The organism is Micromonospora sp. NPDC093277 (assembly GCF_044765245.1).
Classification (GTDB): domain Bacteria; phylum Actinomycetota; class Actinomycetes; order Mycobacteriales; family Micromonosporaceae; genus Micromonospora.
This window is the reverse complement of sequence record NZ_JBIWJO010000001.1, coordinates 447783-468468: the sequence shown is the minus strand read 5'-3', so window position 1 is coordinate 468468 and position 20686 is coordinate 447783. Positions and strand designations below refer to the sequence as shown.

Annotated in this window: 16 protein-coding genes; 8 read left to right on the top strand and 8 right to left on the bottom strand. The window is 72.4% G+C overall.

Annotation, left to right across the window (positions count from 1 at the left end):
• Positions 1–161 precede the first annotated feature (161 nt).
• The 3 genes from ACIRG9_RS02090 to ACIRG9_RS02080 all read left to right on the top strand — a co-directional run bounded on the left by ACIRG9_RS02090 (position 162) and on the right by ACIRG9_RS02080 (position 2359).
• Positions 162–1376, top strand: a complete 1215-nt coding sequence (locus ACIRG9_RS02090) for an ABC transporter permease (protein WP_402848806.1) — start codon at positions 162–164, stop codon at positions 1374–1376.
• Between the two features lie 225 nt (positions 1377–1601).
• A complete protein-coding gene (locus tag ACIRG9_RS02085) occupies positions 1602–2051 on the top strand; it encodes a hypothetical protein (RefSeq protein WP_402848804.1) in 450 nt (149 codons plus the stop codon).
• Complete coding sequence (locus ACIRG9_RS02080; RefSeq protein ID WP_402848801.1) at positions 2048–2359, top strand: winged helix-turn-helix domain-containing protein; 312 nt, start codon at positions 2048–2050, stop codon at positions 2357–2359. The genes ACIRG9_RS02085 and ACIRG9_RS02080 overlap by 4 nt, the downstream gene beginning before the upstream one ends.
• A gap of 16 nt (positions 2360–2375) precedes the next feature.
• On the opposite strand, the gene ACIRG9_RS02075 is transcribed toward ACIRG9_RS02080, so the two are convergent.
• The gene (locus tag ACIRG9_RS02075) at positions 2376–3317 is read right to left on the bottom strand and encodes a LysR family transcriptional regulator (protein ID WP_402848799.1); all 942 of its coding nucleotides are present in this window, start codon (positions 3315–3317) and stop codon (positions 2376–2378) included.
• A 103-nt stretch (positions 3318–3420) separates the two neighbouring features.
• On the opposite strand from ACIRG9_RS02075, the gene ACIRG9_RS02070 reads away from it, so the two are divergent.
• Positions 3421–4110 carry a LysE family translocator gene (locus ACIRG9_RS02070; RefSeq protein WP_402848796.1) on the top strand — a complete coding sequence of 230 codons (690 nt, stop codon included), beginning with the start codon at positions 3421–3423 and terminating at the stop codon, positions 4108–4110.
• Between the two features lie 160 nt (positions 4111–4270).
• Here ACIRG9_RS02070 and ACIRG9_RS02065 read toward each other — a convergent pair whose 3' ends face one another.
• Together ACIRG9_RS02065 and ACIRG9_RS02060 are read right to left on the bottom strand one after the other, a co-directional pair.
• Positions 4271–5536, bottom strand: a complete 1266-nt coding sequence (locus ACIRG9_RS02065; protein WP_402848793.1) for a hypothetical protein — start codon at positions 5534–5536, stop codon at positions 4271–4273.
• Positions 5533–6045 carry a SigE family RNA polymerase sigma factor gene (locus ACIRG9_RS02060; RefSeq protein WP_402848790.1) on the bottom strand — a complete coding sequence of 171 codons (513 nt, stop codon included), beginning with the start codon at positions 6043–6045 and terminating at the stop codon, positions 5533–5535. Before ACIRG9_RS02060 ends, ACIRG9_RS02065 begins: the two co-directional genes overlap by 4 nt.
• A 234-nt stretch (positions 6046–6279) precedes the next feature.
• Between ACIRG9_RS02060 and ACIRG9_RS02055 the strand changes: the two genes are divergently transcribed.
• On the top strand, positions 6280–9765 hold the full coding sequence (locus ACIRG9_RS02055; RefSeq protein ID WP_402848787.1) for a S8 family peptidase: 3486 nt from the start codon (positions 6280–6282) through the stop codon (positions 9763–9765).
• Positions 9766–9865: 100 nt separating this feature from the next.
• Here ACIRG9_RS02055 and ACIRG9_RS02050 read toward each other — a convergent pair whose 3' ends face one another.
• From ACIRG9_RS02050 to ACIRG9_RS02040, 3 genes are read right to left on the bottom strand one after another with little or no spacing between them, the layout of a single operon-like run.
• Positions 9866–10585 (bottom strand): GntR family transcriptional regulator, encoded by a 720-nt coding sequence (locus ACIRG9_RS02050; protein WP_402848784.1) that lies wholly within the window; start codon positions 10583–10585, stop codon positions 9866–9868.
• 37 nt (positions 10586–10622) lie between these two features.
• Complete coding sequence (locus ACIRG9_RS02045) at positions 10623–12431, bottom strand: hydantoinase B/oxoprolinase family protein (protein ID WP_402848782.1); 1809 nt, start codon at positions 12429–12431, stop codon at positions 10623–10625.
• 1 nt (position 12432) lies between these two features.
• Complete coding sequence (locus tag ACIRG9_RS02040; protein WP_402848779.1) at positions 12433–14490, bottom strand: hydantoinase/oxoprolinase family protein; 2058 nt, start codon at positions 14488–14490, stop codon at positions 12433–12435.
• Positions 14491–14665: 175 nt separating this feature from the next.
• Here ACIRG9_RS02040 and ACIRG9_RS02035 point away from each other — a divergent pair, with 175 nt between their 5' ends.
• The 3 genes from ACIRG9_RS02035 to ACIRG9_RS02025 are packed head-to-tail and all read left to right on the top strand — an operon-like array spanning position 14666 to position 18538.
• The gene (locus ACIRG9_RS02035; RefSeq protein ID WP_402848776.1) at positions 14666–15502 is read left to right on the top strand and encodes a fumarylacetoacetate hydrolase family protein; all 837 of its coding nucleotides are present in this window, start codon (positions 14666–14668) and stop codon (positions 15500–15502) included.
• 21 nt (positions 15503–15523) lie between these two features.
• Positions 15524–17077: an AMP-binding protein gene (locus ACIRG9_RS02030; RefSeq protein WP_402848774.1), complete on the top strand. Its 1554-nt coding sequence runs from the start codon at positions 15524–15526 to the stop codon at positions 17075–17077.
• Positions 17078–17104: 27 nt separating this feature from the next.
• Positions 17105–18538: an MFS transporter gene (locus ACIRG9_RS02025; RefSeq protein WP_402848771.1), complete on the top strand. Its 1434-nt coding sequence runs from the start codon at positions 17105–17107 to the stop codon at positions 18536–18538.
• Positions 18539–18622: 84 nt separating this feature from the next.
• Here ACIRG9_RS02025 and ACIRG9_RS02020 read toward each other — a convergent pair whose 3' ends face one another.
• Positions 18623–19819 carry a TetR/AcrR family transcriptional regulator gene (locus ACIRG9_RS02020; RefSeq protein ID WP_402848769.1) on the bottom strand — a complete coding sequence of 399 codons (1197 nt, stop codon included), beginning with the start codon at positions 19817–19819 and terminating at the stop codon, positions 18623–18625.
• Between the two features lie 10 nt (positions 19820–19829).
• The gene (locus ACIRG9_RS02015) at positions 19830–20660 is read right to left on the bottom strand and encodes an SDR family NAD(P)-dependent oxidoreductase (RefSeq protein ID WP_402848766.1); all 831 of its coding nucleotides are present in this window, start codon (positions 20658–20660) and stop codon (positions 19830–19832) included.
• Between the last annotated feature and the right edge of the window lie 26 nt (positions 20661–20686).

The following is a 20686-nucleotide window of genomic DNA, read 5'->3' as shown; positions in this document are numbered from 1 at the left end:
CATGAGCGAGCGCAGCGAGCGAATCAGACAGCTCAGCGCAGTGGTGCCTCATGGCGTCGGTGAGCGAAGCGAGGCGACGGCATGAGCGAGCGCAGCGAGCGAATCAGACAGCTCAGCGCAGTGGTGCCTCATGGCGTCGGCGAGCGAAGCGAGGCGACGGCATGAGCGAGCGCAAACCGGTGCGGTTGGTGCCGGCCCGGATGCGGCCGCGGGACGTCGTGCGGGTCGGCGGGGTCGGGTTGCGTACCCGGCCGCTGCGGGCCGTCCTGTCCGCGTTGGGCATCGCGATCGGGATCGCCGCGATGGTCTCGGTCGTCGGGATCTCCGCGTCGTCGCGGGCGGAGTTGGACCGCACGCTCGCCGAGCTCGGCACCAACCTGCTCACCGTCGCCCCGGGCAGTGGGCTCTTCGGCGGCGACGCCCAGCTGCCGACCGAGTCGACGGCGATGATCGGGCGGATCGGGCCGGTGCGGACCGTCGCCGCCACCGGGTTGCTCTCCGAGGCGCGGGTGTACCGGTCGGATCAGATCGCCCGGGGTGAGACCGGTGGGATCGCCGCCCGGGCGGTGAGCCTGGAGCTGCGGGACACGGTGGGGCTGGAGGTGGTCAGCGGCACCTGGCTGAACGCCGCGACCGCCCGCTACCCGGCGGTGGTGCTCGGCGCCACCACGGCCCGGCGGCTCGGGATCGGTGCCGCCGGACCGGACGTGCAGGTGCAGCTCGGCGGGCGATGGTTCACCGTGGTGGGCATCCTGGCGCCCGCGCCCCTGGCTCCGGAGTTGGACCTGTCCGCGCTGGTCGGCTGGGACGCGGCGACGTCGTACCTCAGCTTCGACGGGCACCCGACCACGGTGTACGCCCGGACGGCGGACACCGCGGTCGAGGCGGTCCGGTCGGTGCTCGGCGCCACCGCGAACCCGGAGGCGCCGAACGAGGTGAAGGTGTCGCGGCCCTCCGACGCGCTCGCCGCGAAGCAGGCCACCGACGAGGCGTTCACCGGGCTGCTGCTCGGACTCGGCGCGGTCGCCCTGCTGGTCGGTGGCGTCGGGGTGGCGAACACGATGGTCATCTCGGTGCTGGAACGCCGCCCGGAGATCGGCCTGCGCCGCTCGCTCGGCGCCACCCGCGGCCAGGTACGCACCCAGTTCCTGGCCGAGTCGCTGCTGCTGTCCGCCCTCGGCGGGCTCGGCGGGGTGCTGCTGGGTAGCGGGGTGACCGGTGGCTACGCGCTCTCGCAGTCGTGGCCGACGGTGGTGCCGCCGTGGGCGGTGGGCGGCGGGGTCGGTGCGACCCTGCTGATCGGTGCGCTGGCCGGGTTGTACCCGGCGATCCGGGCCGCCCGCCTCGCCCCGACCGAGGCGCTCGCCACGCCCTGACCAGGGCACTCGCCACCCCCTGACCAGGGCGCTCGGCGGAATTGGCGGGTTGTGGTCGGTCACCGGCCACAACCCGCCAAGTCGTTCCTGGATGATCCACTCCACGTCCCGCCAACGGTGGTCTCCGACCCCCACCGACACCCCCACGTACCGCATACGGAGACGATCACTGCCACCATCGGGCGAATACTTGAACGGCATTCAAGTAGTTGCTACCTTCGCCACGTGACCCCCCATGACGCCGAGATGCCCTCCACTCCGGGCACTGGCCCCGCTCCGCTTGACGCCGCTGCCGCCCTCGGTGAAATCCATCGCGTCACCCGTCGGGTGCGCGTCGGCCGCCGGTGGGAAGCTCTCGAATACGTTGCATCTGCTGCACTGTTCCCGACCTACATACTCCTGCTGCACCTGCACCCCCGGCATTCGAACTGGATCCTGGCTTTCGCGGTGGCGCTGGTGCTGGCCGGAGCAGTCCTACATTGGCGAGCCGGTGTGATCAGCTGGGGCTCGACCCGCCGGGGCAAGTTGGTCTGGTGGTGTCAGCTCCCCCTCCTTATCGCTGCCAGCTTCGCACTGGAGTGGGTGCCCCCCGGCCTGTCACCGTGGCTGATGATCGTCGCGCTCGTGCCCGGTCTGCCAGCGCTCGTCGGGGCGGCGTGGGTGTTGCGCCGATGACCGAGCAGGGCCACCACCCGCGTCACGGCCTCGTCGACGTCATCCACGCCCCGGTCCGGCTGTCGATCATCGCCGCGCTCGCCGGGGTGGAGAAGGCGGATTTCCGGTTCCTCCGCGACACCATCGAGGTCAGCGATTCACTGCTGTCCAAGCATCTGACCACGTTGGAAGCCGCCGGATTCGTGCAGATCGTCAAGGGCGGCATCGGGCGCAGGGGCCGGACCTGGGTGAGGCTGACTCCCGACGGCCGAAGCGCCTTCACCGCCTACACGGAATCGCTCAGAAAAATCATCAACGCCGGCGACTGATCCGATCGGCAGTTCCTCATACGCCGACCGGGGTGGCGGCCCATCTGTCGGCGAGTTCGGTGCTGACCTCGGAGAGCAGCGCGACGAAGTGCTCGGCGAGCGGGGTCAGCGCGGTGGACGCGGTCACGGCGTGAATCCGCCTGCTCAGGCGGGGCCTGGTCAGCTCGCGGTGCACCGCGCCGGGCGTGGGAGTGATGGTCAGCCGGGAGAGCATCGTGACGCCGATGCCGGTGCCGACCAGCGACTGGGCGACGTTGTAGTTCTCGGTCTCGAACTGCACGCACGGCGTGAACCCGGCGTCGGTGGCGGCCTGATCGAGCTGGCGGCGGGCGGCGTGCCCGGCGACGATGACGATCCACGGGTCGTCGGCCAGCTGGTCGAGGCGCAGCCCGCGCGGGGTGCGCTGGCGGCGGATCAGCGGATGGTCCTCGGGCAGGCACAGGGCCATCGGGTCGGTCAACAGCGGGTGGGTACGCACGGTCGGTGGCACGGCGCGGGTGGTGCCGTAGCTGGCGATCACGGCGACGTCGAGCTGCCCGGTGTCGACCAGGTCGACGCCCCGGTCCGAGGTGATCTCCACGATGGTCAGTTCGGCGTCGCGGCGCTGGTGGCGCAGCGCGGTCAGCGCCGGTGGCAGCAGGTGCTGGGCGGCGGCCTGGAACGTGCCGATACGCAGCCGGCGCGACAGCGGGCCGAGCATGGCGCTGACCCGGTCCGCGGCCCGGGTGCACTGCTCGATGACGGCGTCGCCGGCGTCGGCGAGGACGTGCCCCGGCTCGGTCAGCCTGGCGCCGCGTGGGCCGCGGACGACCAGCGGGGTGTTCCAGTCGGCTTCGGCGCGGGCGAGCTGTCCGGAGACCGCGGCCGGGGTCACCCCGAGCTCGTGGGCGGCGCCGGCGAGGGAACCGTGCGCCCGGATCAACGCGAGCAGCTGTAGTTGACCGGGATCGCCATGCATAAAGAAATCTTACGGCCTACGCCAAGGTTCGTAACTTCTGTGATGGCCGGAGAGCCAGCACGCTGGAGCCGCCCCTGAAACCGCTGCACGAAACGGGACGCTCATGCCAACGCACCTCGTCGCCTTCGTCACCACGGTGGTCCTGCTGGCCGTGCTGCCCGGCGCCAACAACGCCTCGATCACCCGACAGACGCTGGCCTTCGGCCGTCGCGGTGGCCTGCTCACGGTGGCCGGCGCGTCCGCCGGCATTCTGATCTGGGCGGCCGTCGCCGCTGTCGGCCTGTCCGCGGTGTTGCTGGCCAATCCACACGCCTACCTGGCGATCCGGATCGGCGGCGCGGCGGTCCTGTGCGGGCTGGGCGTGCAGTCGCTGTGGGCCCTGCGCGAGCCACCCCTACGGCTCGCCGAACGCCGAGGCAGCGAACCGCCCATGCGGCCTGCCGAACGCCCAGGCGGCGGGCGTTCCGGCGGGGAACCGTCGCCGCGGCCGGCCGGCAGGGGGCGGAACAGTTTTCTCATCGGGGTGGCGACCAGCCTCGGCAACCCGAAGGCCGGTGTGGTCGCCGTGTCGCTCATCCCGCAGTTCGTCACCGCCGACGGGCCTGTCCTCGTCTCGTCGGTCGCCCTCGGGATGATCTGGGCGACCATCTCGGGTGTCTGGTTCAGCATGTATGTCTGGGCCCTGGACAAGGGGCGGGAACGGGTGAGCCGACCGGCCACGCAACGGCTCCTGCAGGCCGCGACCGGCATCGGCATGCTCGCCCTCGGCGTCGCCGTCGCCGTCGGCGCCTGACCGCCGCGTCGCCTGGCCGAGTTGGTCGCTGCGGCGGGGCTGCCACGCCCCGCGGGTCCGCCGGGACCCGATCACCGCGTCGGCGTCGCGGGCGGCAACCGTTCAGGTCCGGGTACGGCTCCGGCGCCCGGGTGTCATCCCGGGCGCCGGAGAGGCTGTGTCAGTGGCAGCGCCAGCGGACCGCCCGCATCTCGACGTCCTGCAGGTTCGGCTTCGTGTCGAGCTGGCCGCCGATCACCCGCCCGTCATCGCTCACGCTCGTCGCGATCGCGCCGTAGTGGCCGGTGCGCCCGTCGAGGTCCGGCAGCGGCACGAGCCCGGCGTCGGTCAGGAGTCCGACGTCGATGTGGTCGATCGAGCCGACCATCCAGCCCTGGCCGTTGCCGTCGTACGTGATGATCTCGGCCGGCATCGGTACGTACTCGCCACGGGCCAGGTGGTAGCGGACCGCATGCAACTGCCGTTCGCGGCCCTTGTCCCGGAACGCTTTGCCAGTGATCCATCCGTTGCGGAAGGAGGTGGGTATGAAGCCGGTCGCCGTGACGCCGGCCATCCGCGGCGGCGGCAGCAGCTCGGGTTTGCCGCCGGACCGCCAGACGACCGCCTGGAACTCGCGCGCCGAACCGTTCTGGATCCTGCCGACGACCGTGCCGTCGGAGTCGACGCCGATGGCGATCCCTTGCCACGTCGGGCCGGGCAGCGGCAGGTCGACGGCTGGCTGGTCCGGCCCGGACCACAGCACCGGCAGCTGCCGCTCGCCGACCTGCCGGGCCCCGACGATCCGGCCGTCGTCGCTGATCGCCGTCGCCTCGCCCGCCGTCACCCCGGGCAGCCGGGTGGCCTTGCCGGACCGCACCACGTACGGCTGCGGCTGGTCGCCGGTGTACGCCACACCGACGGCGACGCCGGAGGGATTGATGTCGGACAACCGCTGGTCGTTGCCGGGTATCCGCACCTCGGTCGCCCGGTCACCGTCCCAGATGATCACCGGATAGGTGTACTTCCTGGTCGGGTACGAGCGGCCGAGCAGGTACCGGCCGGTCGGGTCGCCGCCGGTGACCAGGCTCTTGCGGTACCCGTTCGGAACGGGCAGCACCTCGACGTTGCAGTTGCTCGGTGCCGCGGGGGCCGGCGGACGGCTGGGGTCGGCCGATTCTCCGGCCGAGGGCGGAAGGTTGGCGCTGGCGGATGCCCCCGGCGTCATCGCCAGCCCCGGGTCGGGCGACCGCTCGGCCCGTACGGCCAGCGGCACCGCCGTCAGGGCGAGCGTCGCCACCCCGGCGACGGAGGCGGTGAGCGTACGGCGGTTGCGCCGGCGACGGCGTGCCTCGCGGATCGCCGTGGCCAGGTCCACCCGGGCCGGGCGGGCGGGTCCGTCGTCGAGCTCGCGCAGCAGTCCGGCGAAGTCTTCCTCATCTGATTTCATGACACCGCTCCCGTCTCCATCAACTCCCGGTTGCCGAGCAGTCGGCGCATCGCGGCAAGGCCGTGCGATGTCTGGCTCTTCACCGTGCCGGCCGAGCAGCCCAGGATCCGGGCCGCCTCGTCGACCGGCAGGTCGTGCAGGAACCGCAGGACCAGGACGGCCCGCTGGCGCGGCGGCACCTTCGCCAGCGCGTCCCGCAGCACCGTCCGCTCCTCGGTGCCCCGGTCCTCGGTTCGGCGTACGTCCGGGGGCGCGGCGAAGAGCCGGATCCGCCACCAGCCCTTTCGCTGGCTGTCCAGGAAGAGCCGCACCAGGATGGTCCTGACGTACGCGTCGATCTGCTCGGCTCGCGACGCCCGCGACCAGCGCTCGAAGAGCCGGACCGCCGTCTCCTGCACCAGGTCGTCGGCCTGGTCGCTGTCTCCGCACAGCGAGTACGCCAGCCGGTGCAGCATCGGTAGTCGCGCGCTGACGTAGTCGATGTAGTCCTGTTCCGATGCGTCGGGCATCCGGTTACCTCCATCGGTTCCCCCCTACAGACGGCCGCCGGTCGGAAACGGTTGTACGCCTCCGTCGGGTCCGTGCCGGCTTCCCCCGGTCCCGAGACTCCTCCTCCGTCGCTACAACCGATCACGCCCGGGTTCCGTCTCCTATGTGGAGTCTCCACGCACGAGCGACGAATGCGAAGGAACCGTGGCAGGAGTGACGAATGCGGAGGAACCGTGTTGACAGGACGTAGACGCATGTTCCCGAGACGACTCGGGGTGATCGCGGGTGCGACCGTGGTGAGTCTCGGCATCGGCGGGGGCAGCGTGCTGGCGCAGCCCCCGACGCAGCCGGCGGCCCGGCAGCAGGCCGGCACCGACCGGGGCGGGCCGGTGCTGCCGGTCGGCAAGACGTACACGCTGACGCTGCTGACCGGTGACGTGGTGACCGTCTCCGGGCGGGGCTCGGCCTGCCCGGCGGTCACCGTACGGCCGGCGAAGCCGCACGGGGTGCAGCATCGCGGCTGCGGGCCGGACGGCCACCTGCGGGTCGTGCCCGCGGAGGTCGCCGGGCTGCTCGGTTCGACGCTCGACGAGTCGCTGTTCGACGTGACGGCGCTGATCATGGACGGCTACGACGACGCGCGCAGCCAGGAACTGCCGCTGATCGTGCGGCCGGGCGACGCCGGGGCGGGCACGCTCGCCGCGGACCCGTTGACCGCCGGCCTGGGCCGGCGTCGGGCGCTGCCGTCCATCGGCGCGGTCGCCGGGCGGCAGCCGAAGCGGAGCGGGGAGGGACTCATACGTACCCTGACGTCGCGGGCGGCGCAGGCCGCGCAGGCCGGCCCCAAGGTGTGGCTGGACCGCCGGGTACACGCGACAGCGGTGCCGGCGGCAGCCACCACCGCACCGGCCACCGGGACGGCCGGGACGCCGACCACCCCGGCCCTGGACCGCAACCTGACGCAGATCGCCGCCCCGGCGGCGTGGCAGAGCGGGGTCACCGGGGCGGGCACCCGGGTGGCCGTGCTGGACACCGGCGCCGACTTCACCCATCCGGACCTGGTGGGCCAGGTGCTGGAACGGGCGGACTTCAGCATGCCGGGCGGGGACGCCGTGGACCACATGGGACACGGCACGCACGTCGCGGCAACGATCGCCGGCACCGGGGCGGCGGCCAGCGGCGAGCGCCGCGGCGTAGCCCCCGGCGCGAAGCTCCTGGTCGGCAAGGTCCTCGACGACGACGGGTACGGCACCGAGTCCCAGGTCATCGCCGGGATGGAATGGGCGGCGGCACGGGCCGACGTGGTGAACCTGAGCCTGGGCGGCGACGGGCCGAGCGACGGCAGCGACCCGATGTCCCTCACCGTCGACGAGTTGACCCGGCAGCACGGCACGCTCTTCGTCGTGGCCGCCGGCAACGACGGCCCGATCGACGGCTGGATCGCCGCGCCCGCCGCGGCGAGCACCGCCCTCACCGTGGGCGCGGTGGACCGCAACGACGCGCTGGCCGACTTCTCCAGCCGGGGGCCGCTGGTCAACACCCGTGCGGCCAAGCCGGAGCTGGTGGCTCCGGGCGTGGGCATCGTGGCCGCGCGGGCCGCGGGCACCCTGATGGGCAACGCGCTCGACGCCCGGTACACCAGCGCCTCGGGCACCTCGATGGCAACTCCGCACGTCGCCGGGGCGGCGGCGCTGCTCGCGCAACGGCACCCGGACTGGCGGGCCGACCAGCTCAAGGCGGCCCTGGTCGGTGCGGCCGACCCGCTGGCCGGCGCGGACAGCTACGCGGTGGGCGCCGGTCGGCTCAACGCCGCGCGGGCGCTCACCGGAGTGGTCGCCGGGCAGGACCTGATCAACCTCGGCACCTTCGACTACCCGCAGTCCGGCACCGCGTCGACGGCGCTGGCCTGGCACAACACCGAGGTGCGAGCGCTGCGCCTGGACCTGGGCCTGACCATCCGGCACCGCGACGGCACGACCGCGCCGGCCGCCGCCGGGGCGCTCTCGGCCAGCCAGCTGACGGTCACTCCGCGCGGCACCGCGCAGGTCACCCTGCGGATCGACCGGGCCCGGCTCGCCGCGAAGCCGGGCCTGTACACCGCGGTCGTCACCGCCCGGGCCGCCGGCGGGTTCGCGGCCGTCACCCCGGTCACGTTCTACGTGGAACCGCGGAGCTATGAGCTGACGCTGAGCGCGACGAAGCTGCCCGACGCGCCTGCCGGTGTCGTCCAGTTCGGCGGGGTGCGGGTGGTGAACCTCGACGACCCGACGATCTTCGCCGAGTTCACCAACGTGGCGCCGGACGAGCCCGCGGCCGTACGGGTGCCGGCCGGCCGGTACACCGTCGCGGGCTACCAGATGGAGACCGACTGGGACACCTGGGCGACCCGGATGGCGCTGGTCGGTGACCCGGAGGTGCTGGTCGACCGCGACACCGCGTTGGTCGCCGACGCCGGGCGGGCCGAGCAGTTGCGGGCGAACGTCGACGGCGTGTCGACCGAGGCCAGCCAGCTGAGCATCACCTACCAGCAGTACGCGCCGGACGGGACCCTGGTCAGCCAGGACTTCGCGTACGCCTGGGGTGCCGAGGCCCGCGACTGGGGCGTGTACGCGGTGCCGATGGCCAAGCCGAAGGTCGGCCGGTTCGAGGCGTACACGAGCGTCAGCCTGCGGGCGCCCGGTGAACAGCCCAGCCCGTTCCTCTACGAGGTGATCCGGGCGCTGCCCGGCGGCATTCCCGCGAATCTGACGCAGCGGGTGACCACGAGCGAGCTGGCCACGTATGCCCGGATCGACCAGCGTTTCCACCGGCTGGACAAGCCGGGCTCGACCACCAGCCACAAGCGGTACGCCTGGACCGCCGACGGGCTGAACCTCCTCGACGCCTACACCGAGAACGTCCCGACCGACCGGGTGGACTACCTCTCGCCGGGCTCGTTCTTCTACGACGACGAGGCGTTCTACTCCGGCCCGAACGGCGACTACGAGGCGGTGACGCAGGAGCCGCACCGGCAGTACGCGCCGGGCAGCCGGCAGACCAAGACCTGGGTGCGCCAACCGCTCCGCCCGGACTGGTACGACGATCCCGCGACGTCGTACAGCGGCTGCGTGCCTCAGCCGATCCGCCGTACCCGGGGCAATCTGCACGTCGACCTGGTCGAGCTGGCCGACCAGCACCAGCGTTTCGACTGCCTCGGCTGGGACGAGTTCGAGGAGTTGGCGAAGCGGAAGCTGACCCTGCACCGCGACGGGCGCCTGGTCGGCGCGTACGCCGGGTCGTCCGGCGACTTCACCATCCCGCAGCAGGCGGGCGACTACCGGCTCAGCTACGACCTGGACATGGGCGCGCTGCTGCCGGTGTCGACCAAGGTGAGCACCGCCTGGACGTTCCGGTCCACCGGGCCGTCGGACCACAGCAGCGTCCCGGTGCCGCTGCTGTCGGTCGACTACGCGCTGCCGCTGGACGCCGCCAACCACCCGACCGGCGGCACGGCCGGTTTCACCGTGCACCAGTCGCACGGCGTGGCGAAGCAGCGGGTGACGGCGTTCGAGCTGTGGACCTCCACCGACGACGGCGGCACCTGGCAGTCGGTCCCCGTCCGGGCCGGCGGCGACGGCGACTTCACTGCCACGCTGCCGGAGCCGGCCGCCGGGAAGGCGGTGTCGCTGCGGGTGAAGGTGGCCGCCGACGGCGGTAGCGGGATCGAGCAGACGATCATCAAGGCCTACCGGGCCGGCTGACGATCGACCGACGCCCCGGTGCGCGCTGGCCGCACCGGGGCGTCCGGCTCGCCGGACCGGCCGGCGCGGCGGCCCTCCTGGTCGCCACTCGGGCTCCGGGTCAGGCGCCCTTGGCCATCGCCACCGCCGACGGCAGCGTGAACGGTGCGTGCCGTTCCGCGGTCATCAGGGCCATCGCGGTGCCGGCGATGTGGTCGACGAGCAGCTCGCGGGCACGCTGGCGGTCGCCCGCCGCGCAGGCGGCCACGATCTCGCGGTGCTCGGCCAGCTTGGCGGCGACGAACGCCCGGTCGGGCTCGTGCTTCACGAAGGAACGTTGGTACCGCTCGGCGTGGTCGGAGAGCTGCTGGAGGTGCTCGACCAGCCGGGGGCCCGCGCCGATCCGGAGACCGGCGTGGAAGCGGCGGTGGGCCTCGGCGTCCTCCGTGGCGCTGAGCTCGGCGTCCTGCGCCAGCCGCTCGATGTCGGCGGCGCGGAGCATCGGCACGGTCAGCCAGATCGCCAGGCCCTCCCCCATGACCCGGAGGGCGTAGAGGTCGTCGAGGTCGGCCGGGCTCAGCGAACTGACCCGGATCGAGCGGTAGGGGCCGGTGTCGACGACGAGTCGTTCGCGTTCCAGCAGGCGCAGCGCCTCGCGCAGCGGGGTCCGGCTCACCGCGAGCCGGCGGCTCAGTTCCGGTTGGGAGATCTCCGTGCCGGGCTCGAGCTCGCCGTCGAGGATGAGCCGGCGCAGCGCGTCGTAGACGGTGCGCGTTCCGGCGCCTGATCCCGCCTTGTCGTCGACGGTCGTGGGGTCGCCTGCGCTTGTCACCGTACCCACGAGCCGGGTACCTCCCTGGACCATGAGCGGACCGGACCTAGTCGGTGACTGATTGTACGCACCTCTGTGGATCGTGAATACACGAGCCCCGGAGGGCTTCGGTGGCGGCGTGGTCCACGTCGAAACCGTCGTCCCGGTTACCGACGACGGCGACCCCGTACGCGGTGCGCGCGGCGCCCACCGAGACGTAGCCGGCGCGGACGTCGGCGAGGACCTCCTCGACGGGACGCTGGTGCGCTGCCCCGAAGCCACCGCCACCACCGAGTTCCACGACGTGGCTGTCCCCGGCGGCCAGCCCGAGGGCGGTGACCTTCCCGTTGGCGAACTCGACCCGCTCCCCGTCGGCCCGCTCGATCCACACCCGGTTCGGCGCGGCGTCCCCGCCGCCGGCGAGTCCCCAGGGGGCGCACACGGTGCGCTCGATCCACGTGTCGACGTGCGCGGGCGTGTTCAGCCGTACGCGCAGTCGGGTGCCCAGGCCGCCCCGGTGGCGTCCGGCGCCGCCGGAGTCCGCGCGCAGGGCGTACTCGTCGATCGTGACCATCGGGTACTTGACCTCGAGCACCTCGACGGGGGCGTTGTGGGTGTCGCCGTCGTTGACGCAGATCGTGGCGTTCTGGCCGTCGGCCCGCGCGGTGGCGCCCCAGCCGCCGCCCTGCGGTCCGCCGACGAACTGGAAGAACCGGCCGGTCCGCTGGTCCACGCCGTAGGTGTGGGTCATGCCGAGTTCGGCGTGGTGGCCGGCGATGCTGGCGTCGGGCAGCACGCCGGCCATCGCCCGGAAGACGCAGTCGACCACGGTCATGGGGTACGTCATCCACCACCGCATCGCCGCCGGCTTGGTGGCGCTGACCACGGTGCCGGGCGGCAGGATCACCTCCAACGGGCGCAGCGAGCCCTCGTTGATCGGCGCTTCGAGTGGCGAGGTGAGGCACTTGAAGGCGACCTGGGCCGCGGAGCGCCCGGCGGTGGCGCCGGAGTTGAAGTATCCGGCGACCTGGGGGCTCATGTCGCTGAGGTCGACGGTGAACGTGTCGCCCCGGACGAGCACCCGGACCCGTACCGGAATCCGGCGTCCGGGGTTGACCCCGTCGTCGTCCATGAACGCCTCGGCCTCGTACGTCCCGTCGGGGATGCGGGCGACCGCCCGTCGCGCGAGTTCCTCGCCACGGCGGAAGAGGTCCGCGATGCTCGCCTTGACCGCCTCAACGCCGTAGCGGACGAGCATGGCGCGCAGGCGGGTCTCGCCGGTGCGGATGGCGGCGACCTGTGCCCGCAGGTCGCCCATGGCGAGGTCGGGGAAGCGGACGTTCGTGGCGATCAGCCGGGTCAGCTCGTCGTCCTGGACGCCCTCCTTGAAGATCTTCACGATCGGCACCTGGAGGCCCTCGGCGTAGATGTCCGTGGTCGTGCCGCCGAGCACGCCGCCCACGTCGATCCAGTGCGCCATGGAGGAGGCGAAGGCGACCAGTTCGCCGTCGTGGAAGACGGGCAGCGTGAAGATCATGTGGTTGAGGTGGCTGCCGACGATATAGGCGTCGTTGGTGAGCAGGATGTCGCCGGGCTTGATGCCGTCGGGCCCGTAGAACGCCAGCTTCGCCTTGATCGCGTCGGACAGGCCGCCCATGAACATCGGCAGGCCGAGCCCGATGGAGATGGGCCGGCCCTCGGGGTCGAAGAGGCCGACGGTGAAGTCCTGGGCCTCGTAGATGATGAGGTTGTAGGCGGTGCGCATGAGGTTGGTCTTCATCTCCTCGGTGATGGAGACGAAGCCGGCCCGGATGATTTCCGCGGTGATCGGGTCGACCCCGGTCGGCCCGGGTGTCGCGGCGGCGAGTGGGGTCACGTCAGGCTCCGATCTCGACCAGGAGGTTCCCGAACTCGTCGACGAGGGCTCGGTCGCCGGGGCGTAGCAGGGTGGTGGTGGTCGGCTCCTCGATCGCGGCCGGCCCGGTGACGAGGTTGCCGGCGAGCAGGTGCGCGCGGTCGAAGACGGCGGTCGGCACCGCGCCGCCGGCCGGGTCGAAGACCACGTCGCGCGTACCGGTGCGGGCCTGCGGGGGCGGCGCGGCGTCCCCCGCGGCGACCTTCGCGATGTCGGGTTTGCCAAGTTTGCCGACCACGGACACCCGCAGGCTGACCACCTGGGCGGGCTCGCCGGGGGCGCTGTGGCTGTAGCGCTGCTCGTGTGCCGCGTCGAAGGCCCGTTTCAACGCGTCGGTGCCGTCGCCGCCGGGGAGCAGCGGTGGCGCCGGGAGGGTCACGGTGTGTTCCTGGCCGACGTAGCGCATGTCGGCGGCGCGCAGGAAGTCCAGTTGGTCGACGTCGACGGCGCTGGCGCGGAGCTTGCGCTCGCACTCGGCCTCCAACCTCCGGTACGCCTCCTCGATCTCCGTGGCGTCGGTGCCGCCGAGGGTCCGCACGCCGGTCTGCACCAGGTCGAGCCGGGCGTCGGCCATGAGCATGCCGAGCGCGGAGAAGAGCGCCGGCATGGGCGGGACGACGACGCGGGTGATCGCGAGCTCGCGAGCCACCAGCGAGATGTGCAGGGGCCCGTTGCCGCCGTAGGCGAACAGGGCGAAGTCGCGCGGATCCAGTCCCCGTTCGGTGGTGACCGCCCGGACCGAGTTGGCCATGGCCGCGGCGCCGATGGCGATGATTCCGGCCGCCGTGGTGGTGGTGTCGAGGCCGAGCCGGCCGGCGAGCGCCGCCACCGCGCGGTGCGCGGCGGGGCCGTCGAGCGGCAGGCCGCCGGAGAGGATTCCGTCCGGCGCCAGGTGGCCGAGGACCACGGCGGCGTCGGTGATGGTCGGTTCGGTGCCGCCGCGCCCGTAGCAGGCCGGTCCGGGTTCGGCGCCGGCGCTGCGTGGCCCGACGTGGATCCCGTCGGCGTCGTCGAGCCAGGCGACGCTGCCGCCGCCGGTGCCGACCTCGACGATGTCCAGGCAGGGGATCCGGATGGGCAGCCCGGTGCGGTATCCGCCCAGGAAGTAGTCGCTGGCGACGGGGAAGGTGAGGTCCCGGATGACGGCGGACTTCGCGGTGGTTCCGCCCATGTCGAACGCGATGGCCTCGCGGAAAGCCAGGGCCTCGCAGAGCGCGATCGTGCCGACGACGCCGCCGGCCGGACCGGATTCCAGCATCTGTACGCACTGCGACGACGCGGTGGCCACGTCGGTGACCCCGCCGTTGGACTGCATGACCGCCAGCGAGGTACGGGCACCCTCGTGGCGTAGCCGCCCGGCCAGGCGGCCGAGGTAGTCGCTGACGATCGGCCCGACGAAGGCGTTGGCGACGACGGTGGAGGTGCGTTCGAACTCGCGATATTCGCGGCTGATCTCGTGCGACAGCGTGACGTAGCTGGTGGGCAGTTCGTCGCGCAGGATCTGGCCGAGCCGGCGCTCGTGCTCGGGGTTGCGATACGCGTGCAGGAGCAGCACGGCGACCGCCTCGACGCCGAGCCGGGCCAGCTTACGGGCGGTCGCCCGGGCCTGCTCCTCGTCCAGCGGCCGCAGCACGGTGCCGTCGGCCGCCATCCGTTCCGGGACCTCGAAGATCAGGTCGCGGGGCACGAGCGGCCGGTGCCGGGTGAAGGAGAGGTTGAAGGCGTCGGGGCGGTTGATCCGGCCGATCTCGTAGACGTCGCGGAATCCGGCCGTGGTGACCAGCGCGGTACGCGCGCCTCGGCGCTCGACCAGGGCGTTGACCACGATCGTGCTGCCGTGGATGAGGAAGGCGAGTTCGTCGAGCGGCACCTCGGCGGCGGTGAGCCCGTCGAACACTCCCCGGATCAGGTCGCGGGGGGTGCTGAGGGCCTTTCCCAGGAGCAGTTCGCCGGTCTGTTCGTGGTAGGCGACGACGTCGGTGAAGGTGCCTCCGATGTCGACTGCGGCTCTGATCGCCATGTCGTCGTCTCCTTCGACAGTCCACCGCCGGAAAGGCTTGCATCCGATCGAGCCGCAACTGTATCCAGATCCCGGTAGTTCGTCTACAGTTCACGGTCAAGCATGTGCAGCCTTGGATCCATCCGCCGCCTGTCGCCACCGGCAGCCGTCGCGTGGCGGCCAGAAAGGACAGAGCATGCGACTGACGACGATCCGCCTGGACGGCGGCACGTACGCCGGGCGGGTGACCGCCGACCAGGTCATCCTGCTGCCGTTCCGGGATGTCGGCGAACTCCTCGCCTCCGGGCCGGACTGGCGGGAGCGCGCAGCGGGTCCCTCCTCGCCGGCCGTACCGCTGGCGGAGGTCGAGTTCGCACCCCTCACGCCGCGCCCGGAGAAGATCATCTGCGTCGGGGTCAACTACGCCGATCACATCGCCGAGGTCGGGCTGCCGACACCGGAGCACCTGACGATCTTCGCGAAGTACAGCCGCAGCCTCATCGGCCCGTACGACGACATCATGTTGCCGCCGCACTCGCACGCCGTCGACTGGGAGGTCGAGCTCGGCGTGGTCATCGGCAGCCCGGTGCGGCACGCCGACCCGCGACAGGCCCTGGCTGCCGTGGCCGGCTACACCGTCGTCAACGACGTCACGATGCGCGACTGGCAGCTTCGGACCTCGCAGTTCCTGCAGGGCAAGACCTTCGAGGCGTCCACTCCGGTGGGTCCGTTCCTGGTCACCCCGGACGAGGTGGACCACGCGCGCGACCTCGACATGACCTGCGCCGTGGACGAGACCGTCGTGCAGAAGGCCACCACCGGCGCCATGTTGTTCCCGGTCGGCGAGATCATCTCGTACGTCAGCTCGATCATCACCCTCGTGCCGGGCGATCTCATCGCCACCGGCACGCCGGCCGGGATCGGCGCGGCCCGCAAGCCCCCCGTGTTCCTCTCCGCCGGCCAGACGCTGCGGACCGCGATCGCGGGCCTCGGCGAGCAGGCCAACCGGTGCGTCGCGGCGACCGCGGCCTGAACGAGTGGAGGTCCGAGTCCGATGCACCTGATCGAGTTCTTCGACCGCGGCGTACGGCTCAATCCCGGCGGGACCGCGTTCGTCCGCCCCGACGGGACCGGCGCCGTCACCTACGCCGAGGCGGAGGCCATCACCCACCGCGTCGCGGCGGCGCTGCGGCGCGACGGCGTCGCCCCGGGCACCCCCGTGGCGGTGGCCAGCCCCAACTCCCCGATCGTCTTCCCCTGCGTGCTCGGCGTGCTGCGGGCGGGCTGCACCTGGGTGGCGGTCAACGCCCGGTCGACACCGGAGGAGATCGCCACCCTGCTGGACACCGTCGGGGCCCGCGCCCTGCTCTACGCGGCCGGGCCCGGCTCGGCGGTGGAACGGGTACGGCTGAGCGTGCCATCGGTCGAGCACTTCGTGGCGATGGACGCGCCGGTCGGCGACGACCCGACCCTGGAGGACTGGCTGGCGCCGGCGGAGAGCCGGATCACCCTGCCCCCGCTCGACGAGGAGGCGATCGCCGCGCTGATCGGCACCGGCGGCACCACCGGACGCTCCAAGGTCGTACGGATCTCCCACCGCGCCTTCGCCACGATGGTCGCGGCGTTCCTCGCCCACATGCCGGAGCGGGACCCCGTGCACCTGGTCGCCGCGCCGATGACGCACGCCGCCGGTGCCGTGGTGTTCCCGGTCCTCTCCATGGGCGGCACCAACATCGTGCACGGCACGGTGGTGCCCGCCGAGATCCTGGACTCGATCGAACGCAACCGGGTCACCCGGCTGTTCCTGCCGCCGACGGCGATCTACGCCCTCCTCGCCGACCCCGGAGTGCGCCGCCGCGACCTGTCCAGCCTGCGCTACCTGCTGTACGGCGCGGCGCCGATGTCGGTGGCGAAACTGGAGGAGGCGCTGGACGTCTTCGGGCCGGTGCTGGCCCAGTTCTACGGGCAGACCGAGCTGCCGATGATGTGCACCTACCTCAGCCCGGAGGAGCATGCCGAGGCCCTGGCCGACCCGGCCCTGCACCAGCGGCTGGCCAGCTGCGGACGGCAGACCGTCGTCGCCAACGTCGCCGTCCGGGGTGACGACGGGCCCTGCCCGACAGGCGAGCCCGGCGAGATCGTCGTACGCAGCTCGCTGCGGATGAGCGGCTACCTGCACGAGCCGGAGCAGACCGCCGCGGTCCAGCTCGACGGCGGCTGGCAGGCCACCGGCGATGTCGGCTACCAGGACGACGACGGCTACGTCTACCTCGTCGACCGCAAGCGCGACCTGATCATCTCCGGCGGCTTCAACGTCTTCCCCAGCGAGGTCGAGCAGGTCATCTGGGCCCATCCGGCGGTCAGGGACTGCGCCGTGATCGGGCTCCCGGACGAGAAGTGGGGCGAGCGCGTCACCGCGGTCGTCGAGGTCAAGCCCGGCGCCGAGGTCGACGCCGCGGACCTGATCGCACTGTGCAGGCAACGCGTCGGCAGCGTCAAGGCACCGAAGGAGGTCCTGTTCCGTCAACTTCCCCGGTCCGCCGTCGGCAAGGTGCTCAAGCGTGAGCTGCGCGAGGAGTACTGGGCCGGGCAGGCGCGCCGGGTGTAGCGCCACCACCAGCGCGAGGAGCCCCCGATGCAGCAGAGAGGTCAGCTTCGACAGACAGCGTCGGTCCCCGACGTACCGACCGGCAGCGCGCCCCCGGAAACCGACGACATCCCCGCCCGTATCGACCGCATCCCGGTGGTTCCGTTCCACTACCGGCTCGCCGGCACGCTCGGTGTCGGCACCTTCTTCGACGGGTTCGACTCGACCAGCATCGCGGTCATCCTGACCGTCGTCATCGCGTACTTCGACATCAGCACCGCCGAGGCCGGCATCCTCGTCTCCGCCGGCTACCTGGGGCAGTTCCTCGGGGCGCTGATAATCGGCGCGCTCGCCGACCGGTTCGGGCGACGGCCGGCGTTCATCCTCTCCCTCGTCACCTTCGGCGTCTTCTCCGCCGTGTGCGCCGCCGCCTGGAGCCCCACCAGCCTCGGCCTGCTCCGCGCGGTGCAGGGCCTCGGCCTCGGCGCGGAGGTGCCGGTGGCGGCGACCCTGATCAACGAATACCTGGGCGCCCGCAACCGGGGCCGGGTCGCGGTCGCCTACCAGTCCACCTTCAACTGGGGGCTGCTCGCGGCCCCGATCGTCGGGATCGTCGCGCTGCGCAGCTTCGGCGAGGACGCCGGCTGGCGGGTGCTGCTCGCGGTCGGCGCCCTGCCGGTGATCGTCGCGGGCTACGCCTGGCTGCGCCTGCCCGAATCGGCCCGCTGGCTGGCGCAGCGGGGCCGCCGCGCCGAGGCCGAGGCGTACGTGGCGCGGATGGAACAGCAGGCCAGGGCACGTGGGGTCGAGCTGGCACCACCCCGGGCGGCTCCGCCGGCGGCCCGGGGCAGCCTGCGGCTCGGTGAACTCCTCGCCCCGGCCTACCGGCGGCGCACCCTGATGCTGGCGGCGATCTGGTTCCTGACCTTCTTCGTCGGCTACGGCTACGCCGTGTGGATGCCGACGCTGTACGTCCGGGTCGGCGGCCTGCGGACGACGCAGGCGCTGGCGTTGACCGTCCTGGTCGGCGCGCTGCAACTGGCCATGGTCTACGTGACCGCGTTCCTGGCCGATCGGGTCGGGCGTAAACCGCTGCTGACCTGGAGCTTCGTCATCATGACCGGGGGCGCGCTGGTGGGCTTCGTCGGCGTCGGGCTGATGGGCGTGCACCGGTGGCCGATGCTGCTCGCGGCGGCGGTGGTGTTCGCCGTCGGCGCCACCGCCCCGACCAGCACGCTGTACCTGTACACCGCCGAGCTGTATCCCACCCGGATGCGTGCCTGGGCCACCTCGGCGTGCAGCAGCATCAACCGGCTGGCCAGCATCCTCTCGCCGCTGCTGGTCGGGGCGCTGCTCGGGACCAGCCTCGGTGCCGGTTCGGTGTTCCTGTCGTTCGTGATCGCGTCGGCCGTCGCCCTCGTCGTCGTGCTGGTCGCGGGCATCGAGACCCGCCGGCGCACGCTGGAGGAGATCTCCCGCTGACCCCGGCCGCCGCCCGGCGCCACGTCTGCCCGGCCACCAGGAACACCCCTGGCGGTCGGGCAGAACCGCGCAACAGGTCCGGGCTCAGTCGGGCAGGTGCAGCAGCTGGGTGGCGATGGCCTCCAGTGCCGCCGGCAGGGCCGGGTTCGCGCGTACCCGGGGGGTGCGGGCGGCGTCGTTGGCGACGGTGAGCACGGCCTGGACCCGGACCCGGGCGGCGGCGGGGTCGAGGCCGGGATGCACGGCGCGCAGCAGGTGCACCCATTCGTCGAGGTAGTCACGTTGGGTCTGGCGGCTGTGCCGGCGTTCGTCGTCCGGCAGGTGGTCGACCTCGGTGATCAGCAGGTCGACCAGCTCGTGGTGGGCCTGGGTGAAACCGAGGTAGGAGCGGACCAGCCTGCCGAGCCCGTCGCCGGCGCCGGTCGCGGTGCGGTAGACGGCGGAGACATCGGTGAGCAGGGCGGCGGCGCCGCGCCGGAGGGCGGTGACCAGCAGGTCGAGCTTGCTGGGGAAGTGGTGGTAGACGCTCGGGCCGGAGATACCGACCGCGGCGGCGATCTCCTCGATGCCGACCTCGGTGTAGCCGTGCGCGGCGAACATCCGTACGGCCTCGTTGAGCAGCGCCTCGCGGCGCGAGGCCGGGACCAGGGCGACGAAGCCGGGGCGGGGCGGTGGCGCGGCGGTGAAGCCGTCCGGCAGTGGCGTGTCCAGCACGGCGCCGGCCAGTTCGGCGAGCAGGTCGTCGTAGCCGGGGCGGGGCAGCTCGACCCGGTGGAAGGAGATGCTGGTCAGGACGCCGATCATCGACCAGGCGAGCAGTTCGGCGGCGGCCGGGTCGATGCCCGGGCGGAGGGTGCGTACGTGGCCGGTGAGCAGCGCGCCGATCTGGTGCAGGTCGCCGCGGAAGGCGGCCCGGTCCTCGTTGGTCAGGTGCCGGGCCTCCCGCTGCCACAGCAGGCCGAGCGGCCGGTGGTCGACGGCGAGGGCGCCCAGGCGGCGCAGGGCGGCCGCCCGGTCGGCCACGTCGAGTTCGGTCAGGACCCGCCGCGCCGGCGCGAGGCCGTCGGTGAGCACCTCGCGCAGCAGGTGCTGCTTGCCGGTGAAGTGCCGGTACAGGGCGGACGGGCCGATGCCGACCGCCTCGGCCAGGTCGCCCATGGTGAGCTGGTCGTAGCCGCGCCGGTAGAACAGTTCGGTGGCGGCGGCGAGGATCAGCGCCCGCCGGTTGCGGGGCCGGGTGCCCCGGGCGGGAGAGGCCGGCGCGGCGGGTTGCGGTGCCACGGCGGGGAGGTCAGAGGGTGAAGCCGCCGCCGCAGACCAGGGTCTGGCCGGTGACGTAGTCGGACTCGGGGATGGTCAGCAGGTAGACCGCGCCGGCCGCGTCGGCCGGCGTGCCGGCCCGGCCGAGCGGGATCATGCGCTCCGCGGCCGACATCAGGTCGGGGTTGACGCCGACCCTGATCTGCCGGCCCTGTACGTCGATGGTGCTGTCGCCGCCGGCGGCCGCCTCGGTGAGCCGGGTCCTGATCAGCCCGAACGCGACCGTGTTGACGGTGACGTTGTAGCGGCCCCACTCCTTGGCCAGCGCCTTGGTCAGGCCGGTGACGCCCGCCTTGGCCGCCGCGTAGTTGGCCTGGCCGGCGTTGCCGCTGAGCCCGGCGACGGAGGAGATGTTGACGACCTTGCGGGTGGGCACCGGTTCACCGGCCGCCTGGGCCCGCTTGACGGCGGCGGAGATCACCGGCTGGGCGGCGCGCAGGATCCGGAACGGCGCCGTGAGATGCACCTCGAGGATGGCGTTCCACTGTTCGTCAGTCATCTTCTGGATCACGGTGTCCCAGGTGTAGCCGGCGTTGTTGACGATGATGTCCAGGCCGCCGAGGCCGTCCACCGCCGTGTGGACGAACCGTTGCGCGAAGCCGTCCTCGGTGACGCTGCCGACGCAGGCGACCGCCCGGGCGCCCGCGGCCACGATGTCGGCGACGGTCTGTTTCGCCGGCGCGTCGTCGAGGTCGTTGACCACCACCGCGGCGCCCTCGGCGGCGAGTTTGCGGGCGATCTCCCGGCCGATGCCGCGGCCGGAGCCGGAGACGATCGCGACCTTTCCGTCGAGCTTTGCCATGGGCCGCACGCCTTTCGTTCGCGGAT